Annotated in this window: 17 protein-coding genes; 5 read left to right on the forward strand and 12 right to left on the reverse strand. The window is 44.5% G+C overall.

The window, feature by feature from the left end; genetic code table 11:
• Positions 1-5: 5 nt before the first annotated feature.
• The 6 genes from ODU50_RS04525 to dhaS form a co-directional block, all read right to left on the reverse strand.
• Positions 6-4,397 (reverse strand): PolC-type DNA polymerase III, encoded by a 4,392-nt coding sequence (locus tag ODU50_RS04525; protein ID WP_105152957.1) that lies wholly within the window; start codon positions 4,395-4,397, stop codon positions 6-8.
• Between the two features lie 248 nt (positions 4,398-4,645).
• Positions 4,646-4,723 (reverse strand): putative holin-like toxin, encoded by a 78-nt coding sequence (locus ODU50_RS04530; protein ID WP_398580640.1) that lies wholly within the window; start codon positions 4,721-4,723, stop codon positions 4,646-4,648.
• Positions 4,724-5,082: 359 nt separating this feature from the next.
• Positions 5,083-5,553, reverse strand: a complete 471-nt coding sequence (locus ODU50_RS04535) for a hypothetical protein (protein WP_105152956.1) — start codon at positions 5,551-5,553, stop codon at positions 5,083-5,085.
• A gap of 25 nt (positions 5,554-5,578) precedes the next feature.
• Positions 5,579-5,827 carry a hypothetical protein gene (locus tag ODU50_RS04540; protein WP_105152955.1) on the reverse strand — a complete coding sequence of 83 codons (249 nt, stop codon included), beginning with the start codon at positions 5,825-5,827 and terminating at the stop codon, positions 5,579-5,581.
• A 164-nt stretch (positions 5,828-5,991) separates the two neighbouring features.
• On the reverse strand, positions 5,992-6,981 hold the full coding sequence (gene dhaQ, locus ODU50_RS04545; protein ID WP_105152954.1) for a DhaKLM operon coactivator DhaQ: 990 nt from the start codon (positions 6,979-6,981) through the stop codon (positions 5,992-5,994).
• A gap of 10 nt (positions 6,982-6,991) precedes the next feature.
• Complete coding sequence (dhaS, locus tag ODU50_RS04550; protein WP_105152953.1) at positions 6,992-7,537, reverse strand: dihydroxyacetone kinase transcriptional activator DhaS; 546 nt, start codon at positions 7,535-7,537, stop codon at positions 6,992-6,994.
• Positions 7,538-7,683: 146 nt separating this feature from the next.
• Here dhaS and dhaK point away from each other — a divergent pair, with 146 nt between their 5' ends.
• The 4 genes from dhaK to ODU50_RS04570 are packed head-to-tail and all read left to right on the forward strand — an operon-like array spanning position 7,684 to position 10,350.
• Positions 7,684-8,673: a dihydroxyacetone kinase subunit DhaK gene (gene dhaK / locus ODU50_RS04555; protein ID WP_105135559.1), complete on the forward strand. Its 990-nt coding sequence runs from the start codon at positions 7,684-7,686 to the stop codon at positions 8,671-8,673.
• Positions 8,674-8,683: 10 nt separating this feature from the next.
• Entirely contained in the window at positions 8,684-9,259 is a 576-nt protein-coding gene (gene dhaL, locus ODU50_RS04560; RefSeq protein ID WP_105152952.1) for a dihydroxyacetone kinase subunit DhaL, read from the forward strand.
• Positions 9,256-9,630: a dihydroxyacetone kinase phosphoryl donor subunit DhaM gene (gene dhaM, locus ODU50_RS04565; RefSeq protein WP_002938758.1), complete on the forward strand. Its 375-nt coding sequence runs from the start codon at positions 9,256-9,258 to the stop codon at positions 9,628-9,630. Before dhaL ends, dhaM begins: the two co-directional genes overlap by 4 nt.
• Before the next feature lie 9 nt (positions 9,631-9,639).
• Positions 9,640-10,350, forward strand: coding sequence for an MIP/aquaporin family protein (locus tag ODU50_RS04570; protein WP_105152951.1), 711 nt, complete (start codon positions 9,640-9,642; stop codon positions 10,348-10,350).
• 221 nt (positions 10,351-10,571) lie between these two features.
• On the opposite strand, the gene ODU50_RS04575 is transcribed toward ODU50_RS04570, so the two are convergent.
• The 6 genes from ODU50_RS04575 to ODU50_RS04600 all read right to left on the reverse strand — a co-directional run bounded on the left by ODU50_RS04575 (position 10,572) and on the right by ODU50_RS04600 (position 17,437).
• Complete coding sequence (locus ODU50_RS04575) at positions 10,572-12,434, reverse strand: proline--tRNA ligase (RefSeq protein WP_044685638.1); 1,863 nt, start codon at positions 12,432-12,434, stop codon at positions 10,572-10,574.
• Positions 12,435-12,757: 323 nt separating this feature from the next.
• Positions 12,758-14,017, reverse strand: a complete 1,260-nt coding sequence (gene rseP / locus ODU50_RS04580; RefSeq protein ID WP_105152950.1) for an RIP metalloprotease RseP — start codon at positions 14,015-14,017, stop codon at positions 12,758-12,760.
• Positions 14,018-14,026: 9 nt separating this feature from the next.
• A complete protein-coding gene (locus ODU50_RS04585) occupies positions 14,027-14,833 on the reverse strand; it encodes a phosphatidate cytidylyltransferase (RefSeq protein ID WP_014638692.1) in 807 nt (268 codons plus the stop codon).
• A 9-nt stretch (positions 14,834-14,842) separates the two neighbouring features.
• Entirely contained in the window at positions 14,843-15,598 is a 756-nt protein-coding gene (locus ODU50_RS04590; protein ID WP_013730586.1) for an isoprenyl transferase, read from the reverse strand.
• 113 nt (positions 15,599-15,711) lie between these two features.
• A complete protein-coding gene (gene yajC, locus ODU50_RS04595) occupies positions 15,712-16,035 on the reverse strand; it encodes a preprotein translocase subunit YajC (protein WP_002940126.1) in 324 nt (107 codons plus the stop codon).
• A gap of 109 nt (positions 16,036-16,144) precedes the next feature.
• On the reverse strand, positions 16,145-17,437 hold the full coding sequence (locus ODU50_RS04600; RefSeq protein ID WP_105152949.1) for an adenylosuccinate synthase: 1,293 nt from the start codon (positions 17,435-17,437) through the stop codon (positions 16,145-16,147).
• A 363-nt stretch (positions 17,438-17,800) separates the two neighbouring features.
• Between ODU50_RS04600 and gshAB the strand changes: the two genes are divergently transcribed.
• A complete protein-coding gene (gshAB, locus tag ODU50_RS04605) occupies positions 17,801-20,032 on the forward strand; it encodes a bifunctional glutamate--cysteine ligase GshA/glutathione synthetase GshB (RefSeq protein WP_105152948.1) in 2,232 nt (743 codons plus the stop codon).
• Positions 20,033-20,270 lie beyond the last annotated feature (238 nt).

The raw sequence follows: 20,270 nt of genomic DNA on the forward strand, positions 1-20,270 counted from the left end.
CTTTTTTAAAACAAATCATCAAAGAGACTCAACTGGTTATCCTCTGGCATTTTACCGAGGATGCCCATTTCATCCATTTTTTCAACAAGCGTACCTGACAATCCACCACGTTTACGGAGTTCTGTCTTGGAGAGAAATTCTCCTTCGGCACGCGCCGCCACAACCTGCTTGGCAACGTTCTCTCCCAGACCATCCATAGCGACAAATGGTGGGATGAGGGTATCTTCTTCAATCAAGAAGTCGGTCGCATGAGACTTGTAAAGGTCCAATTTGCCGAACTTGAAGCCACGTTCCAGCATCTCATTGACCAATTCTAAGGTGGTGTAAAGGTCCTGCTCAACGTTTGAGGCTTCATTGTTTTTCTTCTTAAGAGCAATTTCTTCCATCTTAGCCTTGACTTTATCTAGACCGCCTGACATGGTCGCCAAATCAAAGGCCTTGGCACGAATAGAGAAATAAGCACAATAGTAGTAAAGTGGGTGATGAACCTTGAAATAGGCAACCCGCAAGGCCATCATAACGTAGGCAGCCGCGTGGGCTTTAGGGAACATGTACTTGATTTTCCCACAGGATTCGATGTACCAGTCTGGAACCTTGTTATCCTTCATGGCTTGAATGTAGCCATTTCGCTCTTCCTCAGAAATCTTGAGCCACAAGCCCTTCCGCACCCGCTCCATGATATTAAAAGCCATCTTAGGTGGCAAACCTGCGTGCATGAGGTAAACCATGATGTCATCCCGACAACCGATAACAGTAGATAGATTAGCAATTCCTGCCTTAATCAAGTCCTGGGCATTGCCCAACCAAACGTCTGTACCGTGCGATAGACCAGATAACTGCAAGAGTTCCGAAAAAGTGGTCGGTTTGGTTTCCTCCACCATCCCCCGTACAAAGTTGGTTCCAAATTCAGGAATGCCCAGCATACCTGTCGGTGTCCCAATCTGCTCTGGGGTAACTCCCAAAATTTCCGTACCAGAAAAGAGGGCCATCACTCCCTTATCATCAGCAGGAATGGTCTGCGGATCAATGCCCGACAAGTCCTGCAACTTCCGAACCATGGTTGGATCATCGTGTCCCAGAATATCGAGTTTCAAGACGTTTTCATCAATATCGTGGAAGTTAAAGTGGGTGGTCTGCCAGCTGGCCGTCACATCATCGGCAGGATACTGAACAGGTGTAAAGTCATAGACATCCATGTAGTCAGGGAATACGATAATTCCCCCCGGGTGCTGACCAGTCGTCCGTTTGACACCTGCCGCGCCAGCAGCCAACCGCTCCACTTCCACATCTCGATAGAATTTGCCATAATCCCGCTCATAGCCTCGGACAAAACCATAGGCAGTCTTAGCAGCTACCGTACCTACCGTTCCTGCACGGAAGGCATTTTCTTCGCCAAAAATATCCCGAACATCCAAATGGGCAGAGGGTTGGTCATCCCCTGAGAAGTTCAAGTCAATATCGGGAACCTTGTCTCCATCGAAACCAAGGAAGGTCTCGAAAGGAATGTCCTGTCCATCTTTTTTATACTTGGTCCCACACTTTTCACAATCCTTGTCTGGCAGGTCAAAACCTGAACCATAGGAACCATCTGTGATAAATTCACTGTGTTGACAATTTGGACAGACATAGTGAGGAGGCATAGGGTTTACTTCGGTAATCCCAATCATAGTCGCAACGAAACTGGAGCCGACAGACCCCCGTGAACCCACCAGGTAGCCCCGCTCATTGGAACGGTGCACTAACATCTGCGACGCCAGGTAAATCACGGCGAATCCATTACCCAGAATGGACGTCAATTCCTTCTCAATTCGCAGGTCAATAATATCAGGCAGAGGATTGCCATAAATTTCAAAGGCTTTTTGATAGGTCAATTCCGCAACCGTTTCCTCGGCCTTCTCAATATAAGGCGTGTAGAGGTCGGTCTTAACTACCTGAACATCTTCAAAACGGTCGAGCATGGCATTTGGATTGGTAATGACAATCTCACGCGCCAGACTTTCTCCCAAGAAGGCAAACTCGTCCAACATCTCGCTGGTCGTTCTAAAGTGAGCCTTAGGTAGTGGAGCTGGTTGGGCATTCTCACCATTTCCGATGGTCCAGTTAATCGGTGCCCCTTGACCTAGAGCACGAACAATGATTTCCCGATAGATTTCCTCTTCGGGGTCAATATAGTGAACATTTCCTGTCGCCAAAACTGGCAGACCTGCCCTACGTCCTACCTCAATCAACTGCTTGATAGTCTCTTCAATCTCTGCCATGTCCTTAAACTGCTCCTTGGCAATCATGGGAGCATAGAGGGCAGGTGGCATGACTTCGATAAAATCATAATAGGCTGCCGTTTTAACCGCTTCATCTATCCCTTTGGAGAGTAAATCATCGAAGACCTCGCCCTCTTGACAGGCTGTTCCCAATATTAAGCCTTCACGATGGGCATTGAGAACGGTCCGTGGAATACGTGGAACTCCCTCAAAATACTTGGTATTAGAAAGAGAGACCAGTTTGAACATATTTTTCAAACCAACCTGATTGATTACATATAACGTGGCATGCTTGACACGAGCCTTCTTATAGGAATCCTCCGCAATCAGCTCCGTATTTAGCTGGTTGAGATTGGTCAAATTGTGCTTCTCCAGAGCATCTTTTAGGAAGATGAAGAGCAGGCGCCCTGTCGCCTCCGCATCGTAGTTGGCCATGTGGTGGTGTTCAAGAGCAACACCAAACCGCTTGGTGAGAGGACCTAAACCATGACGCTTAAAGTCGGGGTAGAGGTTACGAGCAAATTCCAAGGTATCAATGACAGGCTGGCTAATAATAGGTAAGCCTGCTCGTTCATAGTTGACATTCATAAAGCCAACGTCAAAGGTCGCGTTGTGGGCAACCATGACGGAATCTTGACAGAATTCTTGAAACTCACGCAGGACTTGTTCCAGAGGTTTAGAACCACGCACATGCTCATCAGTGATTCCTGTCAGATCTGTTGTAAATTGACTGAGCGGATGACCTGGATCGATAAACTCATCAAATTCTGCAATAATATTGCCCTTGTGCATCTTAGACGCCGCAATCTGAATCAGGGCATTGTTGACTGCAGAGAGACCGGTTGTTTCCACGTCAAAGACCACATAGGTCGCTTCGGACAGGACTACATCTGCTTCGTTGTAAGCAATGGGCACAGAGTCCTCGACAATATTGGCCTCCATCCCGAAGAGCGGTTTGATTCCAGCTTTACGGGCAGCATGATAGCCATGGGGGAAGGACTGGACATTGCCATGGTCAGTAATGGCCACCGCCTTGTGTCCCCAAGCCGCAGCACGTGCCACCAAGTCCTCAACAGCAGGCAGGGCATCCATGGTAGACATGTTGGTATGAGCATGAAACTCGACCCGTTTCTCCCCTTCAGGCATAAGGTCCTTACGGATTTCCTTCTTGACCTCTTGAACTTCCTGCACGTTCATAGTCAAATCACGAGTGAAATTATTGGTCTCCACATTGCCTCGCACCCGCAACCAGTTGCCCTTTTTGACCATATCAAACTTCTGGGCCTCTTCCTCATTCTTAGCCCACTTCTGCAAGGTGAAGGACGAAGTATAGTCGGTCATCTTAAAGTTGATAATGACCCGCCCCGTCTTAGTCGTCTTCTGCTCGACCTCAAAGACCAGTCCCTCAAAGACAATCCGGTTCTCCTCGCTATCTACCTCAATCATAGGCGTAATCTCAGCCTTTTCGATATTGACCTTGGCAGGACGATTTTTCTTATATTCTGGGACAAATGGCTGAGCTGCCTCTGGTGGTGGCGCCATTTGAGCCAGTTGTTCAAGGGCCGCCAAGTTTTCTTCATTAGCCTGCTGGTAAATTTCTTCATTCTGCGCATGGAAAATCTCCGCTTGTTGCTGCGTCATTTCCTGACAGACTTGGATGTCCACCGCAAGATTGCCAAAACCAAATCGCTTGTATTGTTCCACAAGATTTGGCAGATGATTCTTCCGAAAATGATCTGTGTCAATGGTTTCAGGACCTTTTATCCACAAAACACCATCTCTATAAGTCACCTCTAATGGCTGAAAAAGAGCCTTGAAGCCTGCACTCTGGCACAAATCTTCCGTAAAAGCTTCTGGATAATAAGCTTCTACCAAACCAGCTTCAAAGGCCTCCGCATCGCTGACAATAGAAAATTGAATCTTATTGCCCACCTTTTCAAACTCCGTCGCCAAACGAGCCTTGAAGAGTTGATAGTCCATGAGCGGCAAGGGGGTTTCAAAACGGAAGGTAAATTCCCAGAGTTTGCTGACCTTGTGCAAGACTACTTTCTCAATCGTTGCAGTCGAAAAAGCCCCTGATTGTCGTGCATCAAGAGGCATTCCGATTTGTTGTAGCAAGAGTTGAAACTTATCTGACATACTTATTTCCTTTGTAGTTTATTAGAAACATTTTACCATAAATGAAAGAATTTTTCTTGGACTAAGCCAGGGACTTTTCTGGCAGGACACCACCATTTAAATTGGCTTTTTCAAGCTTTCGTGTTATAATAGAGATAGAAAAAGGTAGTTGCGTCAACAACTACCCAACGTAGAACCGTTAAAAAGACGGTGACTCGTTTATATTAGACTATAACTCGTCCAGCAACTCGGTCAAAAGTGGGGACGGGTTATTTTTTGTCATTTTCTTTGAAGATTTTATAGCACAAACTGACTAAAGCAATGGTAAAGCTACCAAAAGCCAGAATCGTTTGTACAACTTAAAAAGCCGAAACCGGCCCCCGACGTTTTATTTTTGAAACGATATTTTTCAAAAATAAAACTAGTGCGCACCTTAGACAAATTCCACAGGATTTGTCGTTACTTGACGAGCAAGTTTACTTGCCATCAAGTATAGGTTAGCCTTTCTGTTAGTTTTTGATGAATTGCCCATAGGCATCACCTCACTTTCAGAAAATCGAAAGCCACCGTCTTCACTTTTCTACTAAATAATTATACCATAAACTTGATAAAAATATGAATACAGAACAAAAATCCTTAGAACACTTTCCGAGGATTTTGTTTATTTATATTGTGAATTTTTCAATACCTAGTTATTCCAGCGTACTTACTGAACATAAATACGACAAGATTGACCTGATAAACTTTCTATAAGTAGCTTACCTGTATTTACATTTGTAAATTGTTCTAAAGCTAATGTAGCAAGCTTTTTAGGATTTTTTAGTTCAAACCAAGTATAATTTGACTGACTTTCTTGGTTCGTATTAAATTGTGACGGATTTCGGTAGCTAGAGTTTGGCATTCTGTTCTGAAACTCATCAAAATCAACTATAACCGCCTCAAATCCTCTTGAAAAATCGCCTGGTGTCAAGATGATTTTTCCTGGCTGTTTTCCACTACCGATCTTCGTAACATTTTGAGTCTCTACTGTAAACAAAACTCTACCGCCGTTATTCATTGCATGAAAATAGTGGGCATCCAATACACTTCTAGCAAGCATTTCACCATTGTAGCGGCCTCCCAATTTATAGGCCACAATTAGATTTACATCCTCTTTATTTTCTACGTAATTACTCATCCCTACTCTCCTTTCCGTCTCACTCCTACTGCCAATCCGAGCATACCCAATCCTGCTCCGTTGTCGCCACTGCTGTATCAATGGCTTGCGCTACTTGACTGGCATCATCAACCACAGCCTGAGCAGTGACCGGTTGGCTAGTGGTCGTCGAACTGACAGCTTCCACCTCTGCTGGACTAGTAGCTGTGACGATTTCGTCTGCTTGGACTTCGCTTCCAAAAACAGCCAAACCTGTCGCAAGCACGAGTCCGGTCAATTGTTTTTTCTTTGTCATCTTATCATCCTTCTGAATCGTTTTATGACAAACTTTTTGTTTATCACTACTATTCTCCTCCCCGACCATTTTTGTCAAGGTATTTTGTCTAAAAAATAGAAAGAGTGCACGAAAAACCTCTATGGGAAAAACCCTAGAGGTGGATGTTCTATGAAAAGAGGAACCTACCAAGCCGCAGCTTCTGTCGGTGCTTCTAAAAAGTCCAGCCATTTTTGATCCTTGACACGACAGAGGGTGACAGAAATTCCTCCCATATCAAGACTGGTCATAAATTTACCTGTTTTTATATAGGAAAGCTTCAGACCTTCTAGTTCTAGAAATTGGCAAATATCGTTCAAAAAGATTCCTTGCTCAACCTCGGACATAGATCCAAGATTATTGACCAGAAGAATGTAGTCTTCCCCCTCTTTCCAGCGGAATTTTAATTTTAATTTGTTCACAATTTCGTTGGCTAACTGCTCAGAGGATTCAAAACGAACGGTCCGATAGCCTTCTTCTCCATGGATACCGATGCCGTAAGATATTTGTCCCTCCTCCAAATCAAACAAAGGCAGGGCAGCATTGGGCAAATAGGCCGACTTGGTTGCAAAACCGATGGTCGCAATCTCTGTTGCCAGAGACAGTCCCAGCTGTTCCAATTCATCCAGGCTATAGCCAGTAAGGGCAGCAGCTCCTAATATCTTATGAAGTAGAATAGTCCCTGCAAGCCCCCTATGTCGCATACGGAAATTATCCTTGGTATCGACCGAAATATCGTCATGGGATACGATGTACTTGACTGCAATTCCCTCCTGCCGAGCCAATTCGATGGCTTTTCTAAAAGAGACAAGGTCTGCCTCAAAGTTTTTTACAATCAGAAAAACTCCCTTGCCCTTATCTACTACACGAATGGCTGCCAGGACTTCTTCAGCAGTTGGTGGAGTAAAAATCTCTCCATAGACTGCTGCAGTCAGCATTCCTTTACCGACGAAGCCAACATGGGCTGGCTCATGACCAGAACCACCGCCAGAAACAATTGGAATCAGTTCTCCATTTTGTCTTCTTTGCAGAACAATCGGAAATCCCTTCACTTTCTTCACTTTAGGATTGGTTCGACAGAAACCATCCAAATAATCTTCAATAATTGTTGCCTGTCTATTTCTAATAAACACCATATATTAACTCCTACAAAATCAAAAACGACTCGCGAACAAGAGCCACCATTTGCTTCCAATAACTGTGAATCTGACAAGGCGACTGCGTCAGTCCTTCCTTTATCAGTCCAATCCAAGCATTAGCATGATAGAGAATCAAAAAATGCTTATCCTGTTGGGAAATCATTTTACCCTCCTGAAGCTGGTATTCGTTGATAATTTTCTCCATCAAAACCATAAAGTAGCCTTCTAAATAGCTGACAAAATCATTTTGCCCCTTAACCTCAAAGAGTTGTCTATAGAAAGATTGGTTACTCTCGATGTAATACAAAAGCTCATCCAGAAGCTTGATTCCACTAATATAGGTCAGATTGTCAGTTACCTGCTCCTGCAATTCTGTCTCAAATATCCAGTCCAGCAACTCATACTTGTCTAAAAAATGGTTGTAAAAGGTTTGACGACGAATCCCTGCTTCCTGCATGATATCGACAACTGAGATTTTATCAAAGGATTTTTGGGATAGCTGTTTTTTAAAAGCCTTTGCAATCCTTTTCTTTGTAATCAACGAGGTTGGCATATGTCACTTCCTTTCGCTTCCTCTTTATTATACCCTATCATGCTTTTCTTTGGAACAAAAGGGACACATTGGACAATCTGTCCCTTCCTTTTTTCTTTTGGACAATGTAAAATGAAAGCGCAAACAAAAAACAAAGGAGTTTTCTCATGAAAAAAATTATCAATCAACCCGAACATGTCGTTGATGAAATGTTAAAAGGACTTGTCTTTATGCACCAAGATCTTGTCGATCGTATCGATGGATTTGATGTGATTATCCGCAAGGCTGAAAAAACTGGTAAAGTCGGCATCATCTCAGGAGGTGGCTCTGGTCACGAACCTTCTCATGCAGGCTTTGTCGGCAAAGGCATGTTGTCCGCCGCTGTATGTGGCGCAGTATTTACCTCACCAACACCAGACCAAATCTTGGAAGCCATCAAGGCTGCTGACGAGGGAGCTGGCGTCTTTATGGTCATCAAAAACTACTCTGGCGACATCATGAACTTTGAGATGGCGCAAGAATTGGCGGAAATGGAGGGCATCGAAGTTGCCAGTGTCATCGTAGATGATGACATCGCTGTGGAAAATAGCCTCTATACCCAAGGCCGTCGTGGTGTAGCTGGTACCATCCTTGTCCATAAGATTCTCGGTCATGCTGCAGAAACTGGCAAATCCCTAGCAGAAATCAAGGAACTGGCTGACTGTCTCGTCCCACAAATCAAGACTATCGGCTTAGCCCTATCAGGTGCTACGGTACCAGAAGTGGGCAAACCAGGCTTCGTCCTTGAAGAGGATGAATTTGAATACGGTGTCGGTATCCATGGTGAACCTGGCTATAAGAAAGAAAAACTCCAACCATCTGCTAAATTGGCTGAAGAATTGGTTGAGAAATTGGCAGAAGGCTTTGATATTCAAGATGGCGAGCACTATGGTGTCCTTATCAACGGTCTCGGCGCAACCCCTCTCATGGAACAATATGTCTTTGCCAACGACGTTGCTCAATTGCTGGCTAAAAAAGGTGTGGTCGTTAACTACAAGAAAATCGGTAACTACATGACATCGATTGATATGGCTGGACTGTCATTGACCTTAATCAAACTAGAAGACCCAAGCTGGATTGACGCTTTGCAGGCCCCTGTTGAAGTGGTAGCTTGGTAGGAGAAAGACCATGGATGCAAAACAAGCACTGCTCTGGATGGAGATATTCAACAAAAAAATTCAAGAAAACAAAGATTATTTGAGTGAGCTAGATTCTCCAATCGGAGATGGAGATCACGGAGGCAACATGGCGCGAGGAATGGCTGCCGTCATGCAGGAGCTATCTGAAAAAGACTATGAGACTGCTGACCAAGTCTTTAAGGTGGTTGCCATGCAACTTCTCAGCAAGGTTGGCGGTGCTTCCGGTCCTCTCTACGGCTCTGCCTTTATGGGTATTACTAAAGCCAGTCAAGCTGGCGTTGATTTGGCAGATACGCTTCAAGCAGGTTTGGAGATGATCCAAAAACGCGGCAAGGCTGAATTGGGCGAGAAAACCATGGTAGACGTTTGGATTCCTGTTATTTCTGACCTAAGAGAAAGCCAGCTGACAACGGAAATTATCCATAAAGCCGTTCAAGGGACAAAGGATATTGTTGCGACCAAGGGACGCGCGTCCTATGTTGGGGAAAGGTCTATTGGACACATTGATCCAGGCTCTTTCTCATCTGGACTTCTCTTTGAAGCAATGTTGGAGGCAGGACTATGACAAAGGTTGGTATCTTACTCGTATCCCATTCAAAAAATTTGGCCCAGGGAATCATCGACCTAGTATCTGAAGTCGCAAAAGATATTCCCATCACCTACTGTGGCGGACTAGAAGATGGTAGCATCGGTACCAGCTTTGAAATCGTACAAGAGCGAGTTGAAGCAAACCCTGCTGATACCCTCCTTGCCTTTTTCGACCTAGGTAGCGCCCGAATGAACATGGAACTTGCTGCCGATTTTACAGACAAACAAATTCTTATCCAAACCGTACCAGTCGTCGAAGGTTGCTATACTGCCGCAGCTCTCTTACAGGCTGGAGCTGACTTGGAGACTATTCTTGAACAATTAAAAGAACTGACAATCAATAAATAGGAGGTCATTATGAATCTGATTGGAGAATTACTTGGAACTTTCATACTAGTATTACTTGGAAACGGTGTGGTTGCATCCTGCATCCTCTCTAAAACCAAGGCTGAAAATAGCGGCTGGCTGACCATCGTACTAGGATGGGGCATCGCTGTAACAATTGCCGTCTACATATCAGGAATTTTTGGACCTGCCCACCTGAATCCAGCTGTCACTATCGCAATGGCATCTATCGGCTCCCTACCATGGGCTCAAGTCCCAGGCTTCCTATTTGCCCAATTTGCTGGAGCAATGTTGGCATCCATCGTCCTCTATCTCCATTTCTACCCACATTGGCAGGAAACAAAAGATAGCGGAACAATCCTTGCTACCTTCTCTACTGGACCAGCTCTTCGTCACACAGCTTCAAACTTGCTCGGCGAAGCTCTTGGTACAGCTGTCTTAGTCATGGGAATCCTTGCAATTGGTCCTAACAATGTCAGCGCTGGCCTCGGCCCAATCATCGTGGGACTTATAGTATTTGCAATCGGCTTCTCACTAGGATCAACGACAGGCTACGCAGTCAATCCAGCTCGTGACTTAGGTCCTCGTATCATGCATGCCATCCTTCCAATTCCAAACAAGGGAGATTCTGACTGGTCTTATAGCTGGATCCCAGTTGCTGGCCCAATTCTTGGAGGAGTCGCAGGAGCTATCCTCTATAACCTCCTACTAAATATGTTATAAAAAAATAGGCTTTTGGAAAAAGCCCAGCGCAACTTATCAGAGTTCGTATCAACATCTCAGCGCAGTGGTTGATTGGCAGATTTATTCGTGTTTCACACTCCAAATCTGACCTAATCAACTGTGCGGGGGTGGGAAAACGAACTCTTTTTTCCTAGTCGAGTTCTTTCCCACTCCCATTTTATCAACAAAGACTTGGCTATCATCAACCAAGTCTTTTTCTGTTATTCATTTTCTTTTGTAAGGATTTGCAAGGTTTCAAGGAGTTGGTCCACATGGACTTCTACAGTATCACCTGTGCCCTTGATTTTCACTTCGACGATGCCATCAGCTGCTTTCTTACCAACAGTCACACGGATTGGCAAGCCAATCAAGTCACTGTCAGAGAACTTAACACCGACACGCTCGTTACGGTCATCAGTTAATACTTCATAGCCTGCACCGACCAAGCTGGCTTCGATGGACTGAGTCAATTCCATTGCCGCTTCATCTTTGACATTAACTGGAATCAAATGCACATCAAACGGTGCCAATTCTTTAGGGAAGTTGATGCCCCAAGCGTAACGGTATTCGCCTTTTGGTGTCTTGTTAACAAAGAGGCGAGCGTGTTGTTCAAGAACGGCTGACAAGAGACGGCTAACACCGATTCCGTAGCATCCCATGATAATCGGCATAGAACGACCATTCTCATCCAAGATGTTGGCATTCATGCTGTCTGAATAGCGTGTACCGAGTTTGAAGATGTGACCAATCTCGATACCACGGGCAAAGTTGAGAACCCCGTGTCCATCTGGAGAAGGCTCGCCTTCCTTGACTTCGCGAATATCCACATACTCAGTCACTTGGAAATCACGACCCGCATTGGCACCTGTATAGTGGAATCCGTCCTCGTTGGCACCGACTACAGCATTTTTCACATCTTGAACCTTGCGGTCTGCAATAATCTTGATGTTTTCTGGCAAGCCGACTGGTCCAAGGGAACCAAAACCTGCACCGAAGATTTTTTCCGCATCCGCTGGGCCTGCTACATCGAAGAAATCTGCTCCAAGGTGGTTTTTCAACTTGACATCGTTAACTTGATCATTGCCAACAAGGAGGGCAACAACTGGCTCACCGTCTGCCATAAAGAGCATGGTTTTGATAGTTTGCTCTTCCGCGACATTCAAGAAGGCAGCAACTTCGTCGATGGTTTTGGCATCTGGCGTCGCTACTTTAACCAAATCTTCTTCGACGACAACTGCTGTACTTGGTTTGTACTCGCTAGTTGCCATTTCTAGGTTGGCAGCGTAGCCAGATTCGCTAGAGTAGGCGATGGTGTCTTCACCAGACACAGACCATGCCAAGAGTTCTTCCTTGATTGCTTCAAGAACATCCTCTGGGATTTCATCAAAAGAAGCAACCGACTTGTCCAAGACAACCCAACGGTCCAGATCAGTACGGTCTGGTGTAATAGCCATAAACTCCTGGCTGTCCTTACCGCCCATGGCACCTCCGTCACCGATAATGGCCTTGAACTCCAATCCTGCACGAGTGAAGATTGCCTCGTAAGCCGCCTTGTAGTCATCGTAGGTCTGGTCCAGACTCTCATAGCTAGCGTGGAAGCTGTAGCCATCTTTCATGATGAACTCGCGACCACGGAGGAGACCATTACGAGGACGTTTTTCGTCGCGGTATTTTGGCTGGATTTGGTAAATATTGAGTGGCAACTGCTTGTAAGATTGCACCGCATCACGCGCCAATAGTGTCACCGTTTCTTCGTGGGTTGGACCCAAGATAAAGTCAGAACCCTCACGGTTTTTGAGCTTGTAGAGGTCATCACCGTAGGTTTCGTAACGACCTGACTCACGCCAAATGTCCGCTGACAAGAGAGCTGGTGCCAAAAATTCAATAGCATCAATCTTATCAAACTCCTCACGCATGATATTTTTTGCTTTTTCAATCACACGGTTAGCCAAAGGCAAGTAGCTGTAAATACCAGCAGAAATCTGACGGACATAACCCGCACGTAACATCAAAGCGTGGCTAATCACCGACGCATCCGAAGGCATCTCCCGCAAAGTAGGGATAATCATTTTAGACTGTTTCATAATTTAAGATACAAAAGCGTCAAGAAAACCGTATAAAAATAGGCAATCAACGCAGTGCCTATAGGCACAAGGCGATTGGTCTTTTTTACTAGGTTTTTAGCTTTTGTTCAATTCCTTTCGTAGTTTACTTGATTGGAAGACAAAGAATTAGCTTTTCAAAACCCTCGCTGACGCTCGAGTTCAAATCTGAAAACTCTCTATTCCTTTCTTTTTCGTAGTTTTCAGAATATCCTGCGTTCAGTACGCATTCAATTCCTTTCGTATTTTTCAGAACATCCTGCGTTTAGCACGCAGTCAATTCCTTTCATAAATTTCAAATTATCTTAGAAGAAGACTCTTATAATATCATTCCAAGTGACTACTATCATAAGAACCACCATAACGGCTACACCTGCTAGAGTGATATAAGATTCCGTCTCTGGTTTGAGTGGTTTTCTGCGAATGGCTTCCAGAATATTCATAACAATCTTACCACCATCCAAGGCTGGAATTGGAATCAAATTGAAGATTCCAAGGTTAATGGAGAGCGCAGCCATCAGCCCCAACACAGAGACCAAACCAAACTCAGCCGCTTGAGAACTTACTTTATAAATAGCAACCGGTCCCCCCAACTGCTTAACATCAAAGTTTGCAATTAGATTCTTCAAAGCTGTTACAACCCTAAGAGCTGTCGCTCCCGCTTCTTGGAAACCACCGACAATTTTATCAACGAAACCAGTTTTCAAAATCGGTGAAATACCAATTCGATAGGCCCCATCTACTTGTTCAGCAGTAACGGAGACATGACGGGTTTTCCCATCATGCTCAACGATCAAATCAAAGCTTGGGGCTGTTGTTGCATCTGTCGCTGCTTTGCTAATAATCGTTGCAACTTCTGTGTAGCTGTCTGTCGTGTTCCCATTGACCGAAAGAATCTTGTCCCCTGTGACAACACCTGCCGCCTGCAAAGCACCACCTTCAGTAATACTTACTGCATTGCTTGATGGGTTGGCAACCCCGCCTTGCATGAAGAACAAAATAATAAATACTAGAATCCCTAGAATAAAATTATTCATAGGACCCGCAAAGTTGGTCATCAACCGTCCCCATACTGTCGCATTTTGATACTGAACATCAAGTGGAGCAATCCGAACTTCTGTTCCATCTTCCTCTACAATCGTGGCATCGTGATCAACCTTATAGGTCTTGCTTTCTTCCAAGACCAAGCCTGTGATTTCCAATTTTTCCACGAAGTCAAAACTGGTTACATTCATTGGCAAACTGAGACTATCCAGTTGCTTACCAGACAAATTAATCCGCGTCACAACACCAGCTTCATTCAGGCTGAGGCTGGCAGGACTACCTGTCTTAATCTCTGTCTTATCTTCACCCCATCCAGCCATTCGAACATAGCCACCTAGGGGAAGGATACGGATGGTGTAAAGTGTCCCATCCTTACCTGTATGAGCGAAAATTTTGGGACCCATCCCAATCGCAAATTCCCTCACAAGGATACCAGCTTTCTTGGCAAAGTAGAAATGACCAAATTCATGGACAACCACAATCACACCAAATATAAATATAAATGCTAAAATTCCCTTCATAATACCTCCTTAAAATAATCCAAAGAAGTGCATGATTGGAAAGACAAAAATCATACCGTCAAAACGATCCAGGATACCGCCGTGTCCTGGAATAATTTTTCCAGAATCCTTTACACCAAAATGGCGTTTAATAGCACTTTCTACTAAATCTCCGAATTGTGAGAATATCGAGAAAATCACAACTAACAACAACATCATGCCAAATGAATAGCCCGCCAACAAGGACTTATCGACAATCAAGAAAATGATAGCAACTACCACCGCAGAAAGAATACCGCCTACAAAGCCTTCAACCGTTTTATTCGGTGAAACCTTCGGCAATAATTTTCTCCGACCAATCTGACGACCGATTAAGTAGGCACCAATGTCTGTTGCCCAGACTAAACAGAGGGCAAAGAAGACTTTATTGAGCCCATCCATACGAGCCAGTATCAAACTATGAAAGCCGATACCAACATAGAAACTTGATGCAATTGGAAAGACTACATCAGAATAGTTGTAATGACCGATATTAAAAACCGTCGAACCAAGCAGTAAAAATACTACAATGGCGTAGGCTGTATAATTTCCATCCGTCGGTAAAAATGTCAGATAATTCTGGAGCGGAAGAGCCAAGACTAAACTGGCCAACATAGCTAAGACACCCTCGATAGAATTTGGTGCTAGGCGATGCATTTTAATCAATTCAGCCGTAGCAATGATGGCTAACAGGCCTACAAAAAATTGAAATGCCATCCCACCAGCCAACAAAAAGGGAATGAAAATAGCTAGAGCAATGCCGCCAAATATCACTCGTTTCTGTAAATCGTTTGTCATACCTTCTCCTTATACACCGCCAAAACGTCTGTGGCGACGGTTGTATTCTTTAATCGCTAATTTAAGTGCTTCTCCATCAAAATCAGGCCAAGCAATATCTGTAAAGTACAGCTCGCTGTAGGCTGTTTGCCACGGTAGGAAGTTGCTAAGACGAAGTTCACCACTTGTACGGATAACTAGATCGGGATCGCGTAACGTTGGTGATAAGGTTCCTGTATAGAGGTAATCCGCTATTAATTTCTCATCAATATCTCCAGGATTGAACTTGGCATCCAAGACATCTTGCGCAATAGCCTTGACTGCGCGAGTCACCTCATCACGACCGCCATAGTTAAGAGCAAAATTGAGAATCAAACCAGTGTTACTCTTTGTCTTTTGTTCGGCTTTATAAAGCGCATTGAGAGTCGGAACAGGAAGTTTGGAATGGTCACCAATCATCTGAATTTTGACATTATTGGCATGGAGTTCAGGAACATACTTATCATAAAACTCCACAGGTAGATTCATGATAAACTTCACTTCTTTTTCCGGTCGAGACCAGTTTTCTGTAGAAAAGGCATAGACAGTTAACACCTTTACTCCCAAATCAGAAGCCGTCTTGGTAACCTTTTGAAGTGCATCCATACCAGCCTTATGCCCCATAATACGTGGCTGCATCCGCTTTTTCGCCCAACGGCCATTGCCATCCATAATCACAGCGATATGCTTAGGGACTTCAATTGCAGTTTCAATGCTTTCTTTCTTTTTAAAATTAAATTTAAACATGGTATTTTCCTTATTGTATAATCGTTTCATTATACCATATTTTTACCTAGGATAGCAAAAATCAGGCAGGGCTAAAACAAGAGAAAACCAAGGTTTCCCTCGGTTTTTCGTCCTTATTCTTCAATTGCAGCTTCTGGAGTTGCTTCTGTCGTTTCAACTGCCACTTCTTCAACAACTGCCGATGTAGTATCTGAACTTGCTACACGATTACGAATAGCACCACGTTCAAATGTCAAGTAAACACCATCAACATCGAGAACAACCTTCTTATCATCAATTTCATCGACAATACCAAATAGCCCACCAATGGTCACAATTTCATCACCTTTTTTGATTTGATTTAGTGCTTCTTGACGTTGTTTTTGTTGTTTACGTTGCGAATAGAACATAAAACCAATCATGGCAACCATGACAAGCGGCAAAAATAAACCTTCCATTTGTTTACCTCTTTTATTGTTTGATAAGCATGATTATATCAAATTCTGGACAAGAAAGCAAAGTTCAACCAAACAGAAAAAGACCGAACTTTCGTTCAGTCTTCACACATTATTTTGCGCTCCATACACTCTCAAGGATGTTGGTCTGTTCACGACCAGGTCCTACTGAGAAGGTTGAGATACGAACGCCTACCAATTCGCTGATACGACGAACATAGTTGCGAGCCGCTTCTGGCAATTCATCCAGGCTACGTACACCTGTGATGTCTTCAGACCAACCTGGCATTTCTTCATAGATTGGTTTGCAACGTTTGAGTTGCTCCAAACTTGCAGGGTAGTGGTCAATACGCTCACCATCCAAGTCATAAGCCACGCAGATTTTCAAGGTCTCAAGACCTGACAAGACGTCAATCGAGTTGAGGGACAAGTTGGTAATACCTGACACACGGCGACTATGGCGCATCACCACTGAGTCAAACCAACCGACACGGCGTGGACGGCCAGTTGTCGTACCGTATTCCTTACCGATTTCGCGGATACGGTCTCCGATTTCATCGTGCAATTCAGTCGGGAATGGTCCGTCACCAACACGGCTAGTGTAGGCCTTACATACACCAACAACCTTATCAATCTTGCTTGGGCCGACACCGCTACCGATCGTCACACCACCAGCAACTGGGTTTGAAGAAGTAACGAATGGATAGGTACCTTGGTCAATATCCAACATAACCCCTTGCGCACCTTCAAATAAGACACGCTTGCCTTGATCGAGGGCATCGTTCAAGATAACAGAGGTATCTGTTACATACTTTTTGATTTCTTGACCATAAGCGTAGTATTCTTCAAAGATTTCGTCAAACTCAATCGGAGTTGACTCATACATTTTCTCAAACAAACGGTTTTTCTCAGCCAAGTTTGTTCTCAAACGCTCCGCAAAAATCTCCTTGTCCAAGAGGTCTGCAATACGGATACCGACACGCGCAGCCTTGTCCATGTAGGCTGGACCGATACCCTTGTTGGTTGTACCAATCTTATTCTCACCTTTAGACTCTTCTTGCAACTGGTCCAATTTGATGTGATAAGGCAAGATGACATGTGCGCGGTCTGAAATCCGCAAATTATCTATTGTCACACCTGAATCATGGAGATAGTTGATTTCCTTCACCAAAGATTTTGGATTGACAACCACACCATTACCGATTACAGAAATCTTTTCTGGGAAGAAGATTCCTGACGGAATCAAGTGCAATTTATACTTAGTGCCATCGATAACGATAGTGTGTCCAGCGTTATCACCACCTTGATAACGTGCGATTACTTCAGCATTAGCAGACAAGAAGTCTGTAATTTTACCCTTACCTTCGTCGCCCCACTGGGTTCCTACAACAACTACTGATGTCATATTCACTCTTTCTCTGAACTGGCTGACCAGCCCAGCCTTTCTTCTACTTCTGGCAGGAATCTCACCTGCAAGTTTCGTTTTACACACTATTCTATCAAAAAACGAACATTTTTTCAAGAAATTCCAATAATTTCATATATGGCGAATGTTTTTATTTTTTAAAAAGTATATTTCAAAAAAATCCGATTAAACACACGAGATAGACATGTGTAAACATGCTTTTAACAGAGAAATCCGAAGTCTTTGTTTACTTTCCGTGATTTTCAGTACATTTTTCACGAAAAACGTAGCAGAAATTTGTATTTGCCCTCCAATCTAGATAAAATTGGAATAAGACTTTGACAGAAATATAAAGGACTTAGTATGTTACAAAAATTATCACCAAACAGCCCCATTCTTCAGGCTACTTTTGGAATTGAGCGCGAATCACTTCGCATCAATTCAAACCACAGAGTTGCACAAACTCCCCATCCTCATAAACTGGGTTCTCGTAGCTTCCACCCCTATATCCAGACAGACTACAGCGAGCCACAGTTAGAGTTGATTACACCAATCGCTCAGTCGACTAAGGAAGCTCGTCGCCTACTGGGAGCCATTACAGATGTTGCCGCACGTTCTATGGATAAGCAAGAATATCTCTGGCCCCTATCCATGCCACCTGTCATTTCAGAGGACGACATCCAAATTGCTCAACTAGAAAGTGACTACGAATACCAGTATCGCGTCGGCTTAGGAGAACGGTATGGTAAGCTCCTCCAGTCTATGTCAGGCATTCATTACAATTTTGAATTAGGGAAAGACTTAACCCAACAACTTTTTGAATTAAGCGAGGAAACAGATTTTGTCGCATTCAAAAATACCCTCTACCTCAAGTTGGCACAAAACTTCCTCAACTATCGCTGGCTCTTAACTTACTTATATGGAGCAAGTAGTTTAGCCGAAAAAGGATTTTTATCCGAGGAAGTCGGTTGCGTTCGTTCCATTCGCAACTCCAAACATGGCTATGTTAATGCCGAAGACGTTCATATTTCTTTCTCTTCTCTCGAACAATACGTGGCTGACATCGAACAAGCTGTCCAGTCTGGTCAACTATCCGCCGAAAAAGAATTTTATTCCTCTGTTCGACTACGTGGGGCAAAAACGAGTCGCGACTATCTCAGCAAGGGGATTTCTTATCTGGAATTCCGTACCTTCGACCTTAACCCCTATGACCCGCTTGCTATTAGTCAAGAAACCCTCGACACCGTTCATCTCTTTCTCTTAGCCCTCCTTTGGCTGGACCAACTAGCTGACGTAGACAATGCTTTAACAAAAGCAGATAGACTGAACAACCTCATCGCCCTAAGCCACCCCCATACACCTCTACCTAGCGATGCTGATCCCACACCAATCTTGACTACCATGAAAACCATCGTCGCACACTTTGGACTGGATGACTACTATAGCCAGCTCATTGCACATGTGGAGGCAGCTCTTCAAGACCCAAGACTGACCCTTTCTGGAAAAATAGCAGAGCAGGTTGAAGATGGATCTCTGGAGCACTTTGGCCAGCAGCAAGGACAAGCCTTTCATGATTATGCTTGGACAGCCCCTTACGCCCTTAAAGGCTATGAAAATATGGAACTCTCTACTCAGATGATTCTCTTCGATGCTATCCAGATGGGCTTGAATGTGGAGATTTTGGATGAAGAAGACCAATTTCTCAAACTCTGGCATGGTGACCATGTCGAGTACATCAAAAATGGCAACATGACCTCCAAGGACAACTACGTCATTCCTCTCGCCATGGCCAACAAGGTCGTGACCAAGAAGATCTTGGACCAGGCTGGTTTTCCAGTACCTGCGGGAGCTGAATTTGCAAACAAGACAGAGGCCCTGCGGTATTACGGACAGGTAGCCAGCTCTGCTATTGTTATCAAACCAAAATCCACCAACTTCGGCCTAGGCATCTCTATCTTCCAGGAGCCAGCCAGCCTTGCGGACTATGAAAAGGCCCTTGACATCGCCTTTTCAGAAGACAGCCATGTGCTAGTAGAGGAATTCGTGGCGGGAACCGAGTACCGCTTCTTCGTCCTGGACGGCAAATGCGAGGCTGTCCTGCTCCGCGTCGCAGCCAATGTCGTGGGAGACGGTAGCTCAACCATCCGTGAATTAGTGGACCAAAAAAACCAAGATCCACTGCGGGGGCGTGACCACCGTTCGCCGCTGGAAATCATTAACTTGGGCGATATCGAACTGCTTATGTTGGAGCAACAAGGCTACACGCCCGATACAGTTTTGCCAGAGGGCGTTCAAGCCTTTCTGCGTGGCAATTCCAATATCTCAACAGGTGGCGACTCCATCGATATGACCGACCAGATGGACGAGTCCTACAAACAACTGGCCGCCGATATGGCGACTGCTATGGGAGCTTGGGCCTGCGGTGTGGATTTGATTATCCCTGACCGCACCCAGCCTGCCAGCAAGGATCAGCCTAACTGCACCTGTATCGAGCTCAACTTCAACCCTGCCATGTACCTGCACACCTACACCTACGCAGGACCTGGGCAGAGCATTACACCGAAGATTTTGAAAAAATTGTTTCCAGGGCTATAGTTTTCCATTTTCCTTACTTTGTTAGTGCTTACTTCAAAGGTTCGTGGAACTCTTGAAGGCTGGAGATAGGGCAAAGCACGTTCGCCTCAATAGCTGCAGGTTGCTAGAACATTCTAGGTTGGAAATAAGACTTGCCTCTCTATAAAGTACGGCAAAGCGAGTTCAAACAAACCAGTGGATTGTTTGGAGCGGGAAATCCAGAAACGGAGTTCCTCTTGCGCCGAAGTAAAAAAAGTCA

Origin of the sequence: Streptococcus sp. 2020WUSS084, assembly GCF_044427445.1 — a bacterium.
GTDB lineage: Bacteria > Bacillota > Bacilli > Lactobacillales > Streptococcaceae > Streptococcus > Streptococcus suis.